The sequence below is a fragment of the Halobacillus campisalis genome (assembly GCF_030345335.1).
In the GTDB taxonomy this organism is placed as follows: domain Bacteria; phylum Bacillota; class Bacilli; order Bacillales; family Halobacillaceae; genus Halobacillus_A; species Halobacillus_A campisalis.
In genome coordinates, this window is sequence record NZ_JAPVRC010000003.1 from 33,948 (window position 1) to 46,491 (window position 12,544).

Below are 12,544 nucleotides of genomic sequence, written 5' to 3' on the forward strand. Positions count from 1 at the left end.
CAGATCGTTCCTGCCATTCGGCATGCTATGTTAAAATAAATGCATTCTATTATGAGGAGAGTCATCATGGAGAAAACATTAGATCATATCGGAGTTGCTGTCCGGCAATTAGATGAAACGATCAACTTTTATGAAAATATATTAGGTGCGACTATGATAGACCGTTACCGCAGTGAAGCCCCAGGTGTAGAAAGTGAAATAGCCATTATGGATATTCACGGGGACCGTACCGAATTACTATGCCCTACAAATAATACAACCTCCCCTATCGCACGCTTTATTAAGCAAAAAGGGAAAGGTGTCCATCATATCGCTTATCGGGTAGATGATCTTGAAGATGCATTGCAGGAGTTAAAAGATGAAGGAATCCGAGTTATGGAGGATACTCGTCGTACGAACAAGCACGGAAGACGTTTAATTTATCTGAACCCCGCAGATACCGAGGGTACAATTATAGAATACTGTGATTATCCAAATGACCAGGAGTGATGACTACTTCTGGTTATTTTTTTATTACATGCATACAAAAGGTCCTCTTCACTCAAGCTAATGAAGTAAATGAGCAACGGAAGAGGTGGCCAAATGGACTGGTTGTCAGTAATCCCTTTTATAGTCGTTATCATAGCTGCAATCTGGACGAAACAGGTTATTCCCAGTTTGTTATTCGGGGTCGTAGTAGCTGGTTACTTAGTAGAACCACACTGGCTGAGCGGGATGATCAAAACCTTACAATTTATCATGGAAGGGCTGTCCGATGAGAGTAATTTGAAAATCATCATCTTCCTGTACGCCTTCTCTGCTTTAATCGGCTTAATTCGTATGTCAGGCGGCATTAAAGGCTTTGTTAAAGCAGCGACGGAAAGGATCCAAAATAAAAAAGGCGCTTTTATACTCACCTGGATTTCATCCGTGGGTACATTTGCTGCACCAAGCTTTCGGATCGTCACGATCGGACCTGTTATGAAAGCGATGCGTAAAAAAATTCCGATGGCCAAGCAGGAGCTTGCATTTGTCATAGAAACGACAGCTACTCCTTTGGTCGTTATCATACCTGTGGCTACAGCCTTTGTCGGTTATATGACTTCCGTAATCGATCTTTCCTTGCATCAGGCTGATGCTTCTGGTGATGCATATACCCTTTTCCTTCAGAGTATCCCCTTCAACTTTTTTGCATTCGCCATGCTGATCCTCGGATTTTATCTGAGCTTCTTTCATAGCAGTAAAAAAAGAGCGAATGATAAAGAAAAAACACCTGAAGAAAAGGAAGAAGAGGAAGATGATAAGTGGGAAGACTGCCACCCCGCAGTTATGAAAGATTTACCCGCAAAACCTTGGAATTTAATTGCACCTCTGATCAGTGTCATTGCTTTGACTTTTCTCTTTATGTATTTCATTGGTGTAGATAACGGAAAATCAGGATTTGGAGCGTTAATCAATGATGGAGTGCTTGATGCTATGGTTCTGGCTGTCGTCGTAACCATCGTTTGGTTTGTCGTCTTTTTAAAGTTCAAAAAAGAGCATCTTAAACGTATGATGGATGGGTTGATTGACGGCGGAAACGATATGATGAACGTCATCATTCTTCTGGCTATGGTATGGGGGCTGAGTAAAGGAACGGAAGCTCTAGAGTTTGCTGAGACGATTTCAGAATCATTCAACTGGATTCCAGAAAATTATGTAGCTGTCGTAGTTTTCATCCTTGGATGCGGATTGTCTTATTTTATCGGATCGGCTTGGGGTACTTGGGGGATTCTTATGCCTGTGGCCCTATCCATTGCGGTAACTGCCGGGACTTCCCTTCCCATAGTTATAGGCGCGGTATTTGCCAGTGGTACGTTCGGTGCTTTTTCTTCTCCGCTTAGCGATGATACGAATACGTCTGCCGGTATTTTAAACTTGAATACTATTGAGTATGCTAAATTCAAGCTTAAGCCGGCTTTGATTGCAGCCGGAGTAGCGGCTGCCGGGTATTTAGGCTTATCCTTTTTTATGTAGGCTGACTAAGTAAAACTCGTTTGTAGTACAAAAACATTAAATCTAATTTTTCGTAGGGGGGCCCTTATTTTGAGGATTCAGTTTCGATATATTCGGACAGTTTCCGTTATGAAAGACAGCGTTTAGAGCTCCGGGAAATCACTCGCTTTCCGTGGGAGCGCGGTGAGCTTCCTCGAGCTGACGCTCTGCGGGATCTCACCAAGCACTCTCTTCCCACAGGAGTCTCACAATTTCCCGGAGCTCTTTGCGATTGTTAGAATCACGGAAACATTTGAGATAGAGCTTTGAATGATGTGAAACTCATTTTGAGTGACAACGACAAGTCGCTCTGTCTCCAATACCCCATTACAACAAATTGACCTTTTCCACCTAATTGTTGATTGTCTGAAAGGCTAGGTCACTGACTTTTGTTCACTTTATTCCCTATCGATTAAGATTGATTGTGATTATTTCCGAGAGAATTTATAGCGGATGGGGCTGAAGGAAACGGTTAGACTCCTAGTGTTGAAAGCAGAAGCCTTCGTTCAGCAGCGTATCGATTGGGCAGAGCTAACGGAGATAAAGAAAATCAGAACAACGTAGTAGGTTCGTTGTTGACTTACAAATCTCGCTATAGAAGATACGCTGATTAAATGAGAGCTCAAAAGTTTTTTAATCCAATCCAAACGGGTTCGTTTCTAACTTCTATCGAATGGGGTGGTTGGGAAGCTGCGAGACTCCTTTTGTAAAAGCGTAAGCGCTTCGTTCAGCGGCGTATGGACTGGACTGAGCTGACGGAGATAAAGGAAACACGAAGAACGGAGTGATTCGATGTTGACTTATCGGACAGAAGTGAAGGAAGTCTCAATAGCCGCTAAGCGCTGGAGCTGGATAGTCCCCCATAAGGTTTATGAACTTAATCACGCCCTAGACTACTATGAGTGTAAGAGGTGGGAGAAGGAAATAGGCGGGATCCCACAGGGCTTTAGCCCGAGGAAGCTCGCCAGTTCCCCCACAGGAAAGCGAGTAGCTTCCCAACCACCCCTGACTCTTATTAAGGCACCGAACCCCAGGTTGCGAAACCAAGTCTTCCATGATCCTGCTATATTATTGAATAACTCTTTACCAAACATCAACAATAATGCAGCACTAATTTTATGTAAAAAATAAGACCCCTGCCATCACAGCAGGGATCTTTTTTATGAACAACGATGACCAGCCACCGATTGTAATATTGCTTTTTGAACGTGCAGGCGGTTTTCTGCCTGCTGGAAAACAGCCGAATGAGGTCCGTCTATAACAGAAGCTGTCACTTCTTCCTCACGATGTGCGGGAAGACAATGTAAAAAGTGGACATCCTCCTTAGCGATTTTCAGTAATTCGTCATTCACCTGATAATCAGCCAAATCTTTTAAACGCACTTCCGTTTCTTCCTCCTGCCCCATGCTCGTCCATACGTCGGTATAGATTACATCGGCACCCTGTACCGCAATCATAGGATCATGTTCAATTTTTACAGAACCTCTATTTTCTTTAGCTGCCTGATTTGCTTTTTCTACGATTTCATCGTCTGGTTCATATCCCTTCGGTGAAGACACTACGACCTCCATCCCCATCATTGCGGATAGAATCATAAGAGAATGGGCTACGTTGTTGCCGTCACCTATATAAACGACTTTAACTCCCGATAATCTTCCTTTCAGCTCAAGGATAGTGAATACATCAGCTAAAGCCTGGCATGGATGGTATATATCACATAGGCCATTAATAACTGGAATGGTGGCATGTTCCGCAAGTTCAGCTAATTTTTCATGGGATGTCGTACGATACATGATGGCATCTACATAACCTGATAACACTTTTGCAGTATCAGCGATTGTTTCACCACGGCCGATTTGAATGTCCCTACTGTTCAAATAGAGGGCGTGTCCCCCCATCTGAACCATACCTACTTCGAATGAAACTCTTGTACGTGTCGAAGATTTTTCGAAAATCATACCTAATGTTTTTCCGCTCATCATGTTATTGTGCGGATTTTCTTTAAGGTCCTGGGTTTGTGCCAGAAGCTGAGACACATCCGTTTGTGTGAAATCAAGCCAGCTCAGTACGTTGCGGCCTTTTAATGTGTGGGTGTGAGTCATCATTTCGTCCATTAAGTTCATTCTAAACACACTCCTTTTTTGTATTCCCGGGCAGCGGGGTCGGCTGATATGGGTCATACGCCAGTGAATCTATATATGCATTGAACGTTGTCGGTTCAGTGAATACGGTGACCCCGCTTTTCAAGGCCTGGATTCTTTTATATGAATCATCTTTCGAATTTCCATCATTCATATAAACTTTCGCTTCTTTCGTCTGAATCCAATCTGAAAAGCTCAAGTCGCTCGATTTTCCTTTTACAATCGAAACCGCTTCTATCAAACATACATCCTCATCTTCGTAAGGATTAGGCAGGTGTGCGAACACTTTGGCCATAGCCTCTTCTACGGTATTTCCAAGACACATTCCTTCTCCCGTGGAAAGCATATTGGCTCCCAGCTTGTGGTCAAGCTCAGGCATGGCATGGGAAGAAAATAAAGGATACTTGACCGCTGCCTTTTGAATAAGTGGCTGTTTCTCATTTCCCAAACTAAAATCAGGATCTTTCACGAGTACTTTTACCGCCAGCTCCACAAGAGATACATCTGAAACTTTACTGATGATCGGCACCGTACGGCTTGCCCTCGGATTGACCTCCAGCACATAAACAGTATCGCCTGACAGTAAAAATTGGATGTTCATCAGTCCATGATAATTTACTTTTTGGACAAGCTGTCGTGCATATTTCTTCATGGTTTCTTTGACCTCAGAAGATAAATTCGTTGATGGGAAGATCGCCATACTATCGCCTGAATGTACCCCTGCCGGTTCGATGTGTTCCATGATTTCAGGAATGAAAACATCGTGGCCATCTGCAACTAAATCAATCTCCGACTCACTTCCCGTCATAAACTGATCGAGTACGATCGGATAATGACGAGCATCTGTATGTTCCAAGGCACTTTTCAATTCTTTTTCGTTCTCTACTTTCACCATCCCCATGCCTCCGATCACATACGAAGGACGGCAGAGCAGCGGGTACTCATAAGAACTTGCTGCTTCTAATGCTTCCTCCATCGTATGGCACATGGAGCCAGGGATATGAGGGATTTCTAAACGATTCAGTACATCGTAAAATTGTTCTCGATCTTCAAGCTGAGCGATCGTATCGATCGGTACTCCAGCTAAAGGGAGGCCTGCTTCATCTAATTCATCCGCAATGTTGATCGCCGTCTGCCCGCCGAATTGCGTGAATATGAGATCGATGTCCTCATGTTCAACTATCGACTCGATTACTTCTTTATTAATTGGATCGAAGTACAAACGGTCGGCTGTCGTATAGTCCGTACTCACCGTTTCGGGGTTATTGTTAATCATGACGGTCGTCCAGCCAAGGTTCCGCAGGCTTTGAATAGCTTTAACCGCACTATAATCGAATTCCACCCCTTGTCCGATCCGTATAGGCCCCGATCCTATAATCAAGGCTTTTTTATTAGATGGCAGCGGTTCTATTTCATTGATTCCAGCATAAGTCGTATAAACATAGTTGGTAGCAGCTTCAAACTCCGCTGCACATGTGTCGACCATTTTATATCCAGGCTTTATGCCGTATTCGCTGCGAATTTTTTTAATTTCTGCAGGGGTCTTCTGCTGCAGTTCGGCTATTTTATTATCGGTAAACCCTTGCACTTTTGCTATTTGTAAAAGCTTTTTATCCAATGAAGTACTTTCAAGCTTTTCTTCCATTTCTACAATGTTGTTCACGATATTTAAGAAAAACAGATCGATAGCTGTCTCTTTATGAATCGCCTCTACACTTTCCCCCTGCTGCAGTAATTGTACAATGGCGAAGTAGCGTAAATCTGTCGGCTTCTTCAAATGAACATAAAGCTCATCCTCCGGAATGAATGGAATCGATTGATCCATCGAAGATACCGCTTTTTGAAAAGCTCCTTCGAGTGTACGATCAATGGCCATTACTTCCCCAGTAGCCTTCATTTTTGTACCGAGCTTGCGATCAGCTCCGGTAAACTTATCAAATGGCCAGCGCGGAAACTTGACGACAACGTAGTCAAGGGCCGGTTCAAAGCTCGCGAAAGTCGTACCTGTCAGCGGGTTTTTCAGTTCATCCAACTGAAAGCCAAGTGCCAGCTTCGTCGCCATTTTAGCAATCGGATAGCCGGTTGCCTTGGAGGCCAACGCGGAGGAGCGGCTGACACGCGGGTTTACCTCGATGACATAATATTCTTTACTGTAAGGGTCAAGAGCGAACTGAACATTACAGCCGCCGACAACGTCAAGTGCAGCGACGATGTTAAAAGCTGCTGTTCTGAGCATTTGGTATTCCTGATCCGTAAGCGTCTGGGACGGAGCAACTACGATAGAATCGCCTGTATGCACCCCGACGGGATCGAAATTTTCCATGTTACATACGCTGATACATGTTCCGTTCACATCCCGCATGATCTCATATTCAACCTCTTTGAACCCTGCGATGCTTTTTTCGATGATGACCTGGCCGATTGGACTGGCCTTTAAACCATTATGAATCAGTTCTTTTAAATCCTTTTGATTGTCGGTAATTCCTCCTCCGCGTCCACCAAGTGTATAAGCGGGACGGCTGATTACCGGATAGCCGAATGTATCGGTGAATTGAAGGGCTTCTTCTACACTTGCGATGACTTGACTCTCAGGTACCGGCTGATTCAGTTCATCCATAAGCTCACGGAACAGCTCTCGGTCCTCCCCTTGCTGTATCGATTGAATACTCGTCCCCAGTAGAGTCAGGTTATATTTTTCAAAAAGATCGTGTTTATCCATCTCTACGGCAAGGTTAAGGGCCGTCTGGCCGCCAAGCCCTGCTAGAACTGCGTCAGGGGATTCTTTTTTAATAATCGCTTCTATACTTGTGACCGTAAGGGGTTCGCAATATACGGTATCTGCAATTTCATTATCCGTCATTATAGTTGCCGGGTTATTATTGACGAGCACTACCTCATGTCCTTCCTCTTTAAGAGCAAGACATCCTTGCGTCCCGGAATAATCAAATTCAGCTGCCTGGCCGATCACGATAGGACCAGACCCGATCACTAACACTTTTTCAGGCATAAACTTGCACTCCTTTCTTACTTGGTATGTCAGTTAGGAATTCATCGATCAGCCAGAGAGCGTCTTCCGGACCGGGGTTGGCTTCTGGATGAAATTGTGCCGAAAGGATGGGTTTGGATGGATGCAATAGTCCTTCTACCGATCCATCATTCACATTACTGAAACTGACTTCCAGCACCGTATCGTTAAGGCTTTCTTCATCAACAACATAATTATGATTTTGAGAAGTAATGAAAATACGCCCCGACTGGACGTCTTTCACCGGATGATTCGCGCCTCGATGCCCAAAACTCAGCTTTTTTGTGTCTGCGCCAAATGCCAGAGCAATAATTTGATGACCGAAACAGATCCCTAATGAAGGATAAGCTTCCAGAATTTCTTTTATTTCAGCAAGATACTTTGTCGCATCTTTTGGATCACCAGGTCCGTTAGAAAGCACGATTCCGTCAGGATTCAATTTATAAACGTCACTCAAATTCGTGAATGGAATGACAGTGACTTTCGCTTCTTTTTCCACTAATTGCTCCACAATTGAGCTTTTATATCCAAAATCGATGACTACGATATGTTTCTTACCTTCTCCATGACAAGTTGTAATTGGGTTATACGCTTGATAGATTTGACCCATAAGCTCCTTGTCTGACGGCAAGACAGATTCTTTGGCTAAGGCTCCCTGACAAGTGCCTTCACTTCTGATAGATTTAGTGATCTCTCTTGTATCGACGTCTGTTAGAAATGGAACATTCCATTTTTTCAAATAATCTTTCAATGAAATCGTAGCTTGATAATGAGATACTGTGTCAGCGCACTGAAGCATAACTACGCCGTTGACCTGTGGCTCTTCGCTCTCAAAGTCATCTTCATTGATTCCATAATTTCCGATCAACGGATACGTAAATACAACGATTTGGCCCTTATAAGAAGGATCAGTCAATACTTCTTGATAGCCTGTCATCCCTGTAAAAAATACTACCTCACCTTCAACCGGCTTCTGCCAATCAGAAGAAGCCTCGCCTTGATAGCTTTGTCCCTCTTGTAATGTTAAGAATCCTTGCATCATACTCCACCTCGCTGCATTTTTATTAGTTTTTTAGTATTTTTATACATTTATTAAGTTAAAAAACTTCGTAGAAAGGAAGACCCCCCTCCCACAAAGTTAAGTGATTATTTATGTGCCGCTTTTTCAAAAGCCAGCACATTTTCCAAAATCGTAACAGCCTGATCAATCTCTTTATCTGTCACATTCAGTGGCGGCAGCAAGCGAATAACCTGTGGTCCGGCCAGTACAGCTAATAAACCTTTTTCTCTAAGCTTATGAATGTAATCGATAGCCGGGTCATCAAGTTCTATGCCGATCATAAGTCCCCTGCCCCGGACTTCTTTTACACTCGCTACCGGCGACAGCTTCCTTTCCAGCATTTTTCGAAAATACTCAGCTTTACTTTGCACACCTTGCAAAAATTCTTCTGGAAAAATGGTTTGCAGTGTAGCTGTAACAGCAGCTGATGCTAAAGGACTGCCGCCGAAAGTTGATCCGTGAGTACCAGCGGTGAATGTCTCTGCTAACTCGGCTTTCCCAAGCATAGCTCCGACTGGAAAACCGCTTCCTAACCCTTTTGCAGAAGTTACGATGTCCGGATCCAGATGAAAATGCTGATAAGCGAAGGGCTTCCCTGTTCTTCCGATACCGGTCTGTACTTCATCGATGATCAATAAAGCACCGATCTGCTGACATTTTTGCTCCACAGCCTTCAAAAACAACTCTGTCCCCTCAACGACGCCTCCTTCGCCTTGAATCACTTCAACCATAATGGCGGCCACTTCTCCGCGATCTGCCAGTTCAAATACAGCTTCTGCATCATTGTAAGGAAGATATTCAAATGTCGGCAGCAGCTGCCCATACCCTTCATGAATTTTATCCTGACCGGTGGCGCTCATCGTAGCGAACGTCCTACCGTGAAAGGATTGTTTGAACGTTATGATCTTATCCTTGCCTGTATGCTTACGGGCCAGCTTGATGGCAGCTTCATTCGCTTCTGCCCCACTATTGCAAAAAAACGCATAATCCAAATCCGTTGGCCCCGTCAAAAGTTGAGCCGCTTCTCGTTGACCTGGGATTTCATACAAATTGGAAACGTGCCATACTTTTCCGAGCTGCTTTTGAATGGCTTTTTCCACAGCTGGAGGACGGTGTCCTAAATTACATACCGCAATTCCAGATACAAAGTCTAAATATTCCCTGCCTTTCTGGTCAGTCACTACTGTGCCTTCCCCTGATTCAATCGTAAGAGGAAAACGGTTGTAGGTTGGAAATACACTCATTTGACTACTCCTTCCTTTACTGTCTGATGGATCGTGGTTCCTTTAATCACGTCTCCTTGTACTAATGATTGCTCTCCACTTACGACCAGAACTTCATGCAAGTGCTCTGATAAGGCATTGACAGCTGATTTGACCTTCGGAATCATGCCTCCATAGATGACACCTGCTGTGATCATAGATTCAATCTCTTCTGGTGTCGTTCGTTCAATAATTTCGTCTTCATTCATAATGCCCGGCACATCTGTTACAAACAATAATTTTTCTGCATTCAGAGCATTAGCTACAGCTGCTGCAGCCACATCAGCATTAACATTCACCATCTGGCCATCAGCTGTAGTTGCGAGCGGAGCAATGACAGGAATATAATCTTTCTCTAAAATCTGCTGGATCAATCCGCCATTCACACCTTCTATTTCTCCAACAAAACCTAGTTTCTCTTCATCGATCAAACGTGCTTGAAGCAAGCCGCCATCAGAGCCTTTAAGGCCTACGCAGGGAACCCCCTGTTTAGTAAATGCGGAGGTTACCTGGGCGCTGACCGTTCCGCCTAACGTCATCGTCACCACTTCAAGGGTTTCTGCCGTCGTTTTCCGAAGCCCTTCGAAGAACTCTCCTTTGATGTCCAAGTCCTCCAGCAGTGCTGTGATAGCCGGACCGCCTCCATGTACAACTACGCATTGGTACCTTTTTTTCAATTCGCAGAAGCTTTTATAAAAGCTTTCCGATAGGTGGTTGATCATGCTCCCTCCTAGTTTAATAACGAGGACGGGCTTCTGTTTACGTTCGATAGCTTGCATTGATTTTGACATAGTCATATGTTAAATCACACCCCCAGGCTGTCCCTGATCCCGTACCTTCTTGCAGTTCGATATTGATCGTCACCGTCTCCTTACTCATATCTTCTTCTGCTTGCTTTTCAGAAAAAGGAGAAGGAGTGCCATCACTGAATACAAGCTGGCTTTCGATGTATATCTTGCAATGTTCAGCGTCGACTTTGGCTTCACTATGACCAATTGCGCCTACGATTCTTCCCCAGTTTGCATCCACTCCGTAAACGGCCGTTTTCACTAAACTAGAACCGACCACTTTTTTCGCAACAATACGAGCTTCCTCGTTTGTATGAGCTCCTGTGACGTTGACTTCTATCAATTTCGTCGCTCCTTCTCCGTCTTTAGCTATTTTTTTAGCCAAATCTTCGCAGACGAGCTGGAGCGTTTCTTGAAATGCACTCCACTGCGGATGTTCAGGGGAAAGCGGGTTGTTCTCTACTGTTCCGTTTGCCATGGTCAACACCATATCATTCGTCGATGTTTCGCCGTCCACAGTGATTTGGTTAAAGGTTTTTTCGATAGATAGGCTCAAAGCCGTCTGAAGATGGGTTGAACCTATTGCTGCATCCGTAGTGATAAAGCCCAGCATGGTAGCCATATTCGGATGGATCATCCCAGATCCTTTAGCTGCGCCAGCTACCGTAACCGTTTCTCCATCAATTTCGATTTGGTAACATGCTGATTTTTCACATGTATCCGTCGTTAAAATCGCTTGTTGAAAATCATGGGCATTTTCTTTACTCAGCTGGACATTTTGCGAGCCGTATTCGATCTTGTCCATTTCCAGCTGCTGACCGATGACACCTGTTGATGCAACAGCGACATGATCTGCAGGCAGCTCATAACGTTCTGCAATCAGTTCTCTCATTTTATATGCATTCTCAAGACCTTCTTTTCCTGTGCACGCATTAGCAATTGCACTATTTACAGCTATAGCTTGAATTTTGTTACAAGAAGCAATACTCTCTTGTGTAACCTTTAAAGGAGGAGCTTGAAAGTGACTTTGGGTGTAAACGGCCGCGACAGAGGCGGGCTGAACACTCATCAATAATCCATAATCTTTTTTTGCTCGTCGCAGGCCGCAATGCAGTCCTCCCGACATAAATCCTTTAGGCGATGTAAGAGTTCCATTCTCCACCTTTGAAATCTTGTGCGCGTCCGTTATTTGAATCAATCGCTCTCTCCCTTTCTATTCGTTATGGATATACAGGGACATGCATCAGCCCTGTTGTTTCATCTATTCCTTGTGTCAGGTTCATGTTCTGGACAGCCTGGCTGGCTGCGCCTTTCATCAAATTGTCAATGACTGCTACTATTGTCAGTCTGCCTGTACGTTCATCCATTGCGAGCCCTATGTCACAGTAGTTAGATGCATACACGTCTCTCGTACAAGGGAAATCGCCTGCTCCCCTTACTCTTACAAATGGATGATCTTTATAGGCCGTCTGATATAAGTCGACCAATTCTTCTAAGCTGAGTACATTATTCAGCTCTACATACATCGTCGCCATAATTCCTCGAGTCATGGGAACCAAGTGGGTGGAAAATGTAATAGGTTCCGTTTCTTCATTCCAATTTCCGAGCTGCTGCTCAATTTCTGGTATATGTTGATGCTGATTTACTTTATATATTCGGAAGTTTTCCTGAGTATTCGCAAAGTGTGTCACGTGATTAGAGTTTTTACCCGCTCCTGATACTCCGGACTTAGCGTCGATGATGATTCGGGAAGGGTCTGCTAATCGTTCATGCATGACAGGTCCTAACCCAATTAATGCAGCTGTCGGGTAACATCCAGGATTGGCGATTATTTTTGCAGATTGGATCGCTTCCTTGTTCCACTCCGAAAGTCCATAAACCGACTGTTTTAGTACTTCCTCTGAAGCCGGGGCTTTTTTATACCAGGCTGTATACTCTTCTGGACTGTTAAGACGAAGGTCGCCCGAGAGGTCGATGACAACTCCTTTGCCTCCTGCAAGCTGTGGCGTAAGTTCACTCGAAACTCCTGCGGGCGTGGCCAGAAAAATGACATCCAGCTGCTGCTTCATTACTTCCGTATCAAGGTCTTTTAAAACATATTCTTCATTGTTCAAATGGCTGTATATCTCTTGAATAAATTCTCCACTTTGTGAGGAAGAATATAGATTGATAGTTTTCACCTCTGGATGATTATATAAGAGCCTGAAGAGTTCTACTCCTCCATATCCTGTCGCTCCGATTATTCCGATATCCAA

The 12,544-nt window shown here is 44.1% G+C and carries 9 protein-coding genes; 2 read left to right on the forward strand and 7 right to left on the reverse strand.

Going from position 1 to position 12,544, the window contains the following annotated elements:
- Positions 1-66 precede the first annotated feature (66 nt).
- On the forward strand, positions 67-489 hold the full coding sequence (locus O2Q26_RS07670) for a VOC family protein (RefSeq protein ID WP_253934938.1): 423 nt from the start codon (positions 67-69) through the stop codon (positions 487-489).
- Positions 490-582: 93 nt separating this feature from the next.
- Positions 583-1,995 (forward strand): Na+/H+ antiporter NhaC family protein, encoded by a 1,413-nt coding sequence (locus O2Q26_RS07675; RefSeq protein WP_289215364.1) that lies wholly within the window; start codon positions 583-585, stop codon positions 1,993-1,995.
- A 1,178-nt stretch (positions 1,996-3,173) separates the two neighbouring features.
- On the opposite strand, the gene argF is transcribed toward O2Q26_RS07675, so the two are convergent.
- The 7 genes from argF to argC all read right to left on the reverse strand — a co-directional run bounded on the left by argF (position 3,174) and on the right by argC (position 12,544).
- The gene (gene argF, locus O2Q26_RS07680; protein WP_289215365.1) at positions 3,174-4,136 is read right to left on the reverse strand and encodes an ornithine carbamoyltransferase; all 963 of its coding nucleotides are present in this window, start codon (positions 4,134-4,136) and stop codon (positions 3,174-3,176) included.
- A 1-nt stretch (position 4,137) separates the two neighbouring features.
- Positions 4,138-7,161 carry a carbamoyl-phosphate synthase (glutamine-hydrolyzing) large subunit gene (gene carB / locus O2Q26_RS07685; protein ID WP_289215366.1) on the reverse strand — a complete coding sequence of 1,008 codons (3,024 nt, stop codon included), beginning with the start codon at positions 7,159-7,161 and terminating at the stop codon, positions 4,138-4,140.
- Positions 7,154-8,218 carry a carbamoyl phosphate synthase small subunit gene (locus tag O2Q26_RS07690; RefSeq protein ID WP_289215367.1) on the reverse strand — a complete coding sequence of 355 codons (1,065 nt, stop codon included), beginning with the start codon at positions 8,216-8,218 and terminating at the stop codon, positions 7,154-7,156. The genes carB and O2Q26_RS07690 overlap by 8 nt, the downstream gene beginning before the upstream one ends.
- Before the next feature lie 107 nt (positions 8,219-8,325).
- Positions 8,326-9,483, reverse strand: a complete 1,158-nt coding sequence (gene argD, locus O2Q26_RS07695) for an acetylornithine transaminase (RefSeq protein WP_289215368.1) — start codon at positions 9,481-9,483, stop codon at positions 8,326-8,328.
- Positions 9,480-10,298, reverse strand: coding sequence for an acetylglutamate kinase (gene argB / locus O2Q26_RS07700; RefSeq protein WP_289215369.1), 819 nt, complete (start codon positions 10,296-10,298; stop codon positions 9,480-9,482). The genes argD and argB overlap by 4 nt, the downstream gene beginning before the upstream one ends.
- Positions 10,261-11,487, reverse strand: coding sequence for a bifunctional ornithine acetyltransferase/N-acetylglutamate synthase (argJ, locus tag O2Q26_RS07705; protein ID WP_289215370.1), 1,227 nt, complete (start codon positions 11,485-11,487; stop codon positions 10,261-10,263). Before argJ ends, argB begins: the two co-directional genes overlap by 38 nt.
- Positions 11,488-11,509: 22 nt before the next feature.
- Complete coding sequence (argC, locus tag O2Q26_RS07710; RefSeq protein ID WP_289215371.1) at positions 11,510-12,544, reverse strand: N-acetyl-gamma-glutamyl-phosphate reductase; 1,035 nt, start codon at positions 12,542-12,544, stop codon at positions 11,510-11,512.

Coding starts and splice junctions, on each gene's coding strand:
- O2Q26_RS07670 (WP_253934938.1), top strand. CDS start 67: ATGGAGAAAACATTAGATCATATCGGAGTTGCTGTCCGGCAATTAGAT.
- O2Q26_RS07675 (WP_289215364.1), top strand. CDS start 583: ATGGACTGGTTGTCAGTAATCCCTTTTATAGTCGTTATCATAGCTGCA.
- argF (WP_289215365.1), bottom strand. CDS start 4,136: ATGAACTTAATGGACGAAATGATGACTCACACCCACACATTAAAAGGC.
- carB (WP_289215366.1), bottom strand. CDS start 7,161: ATGCCTGAAAAAGTGTTAGTGATCGGGTCTGGTCCTATCGTGATCGGC.
- O2Q26_RS07690 (WP_289215367.1), bottom strand. CDS start 8,218: ATGCAAGGATTCTTAACATTACAAGAGGGACAAAGCTATCAAGGCGAG.
- argD (WP_289215368.1), bottom strand. CDS start 9,483: ATGAGTGTATTTCCAACCTACAACCGTTTTCCTCTTACGATTGAATCA.
- argB (WP_289215369.1), bottom strand. CDS start 10,298: ATGACTATGTCAAAATCAATGCAAGCTATCGAACGTAAACAGAAGCCC.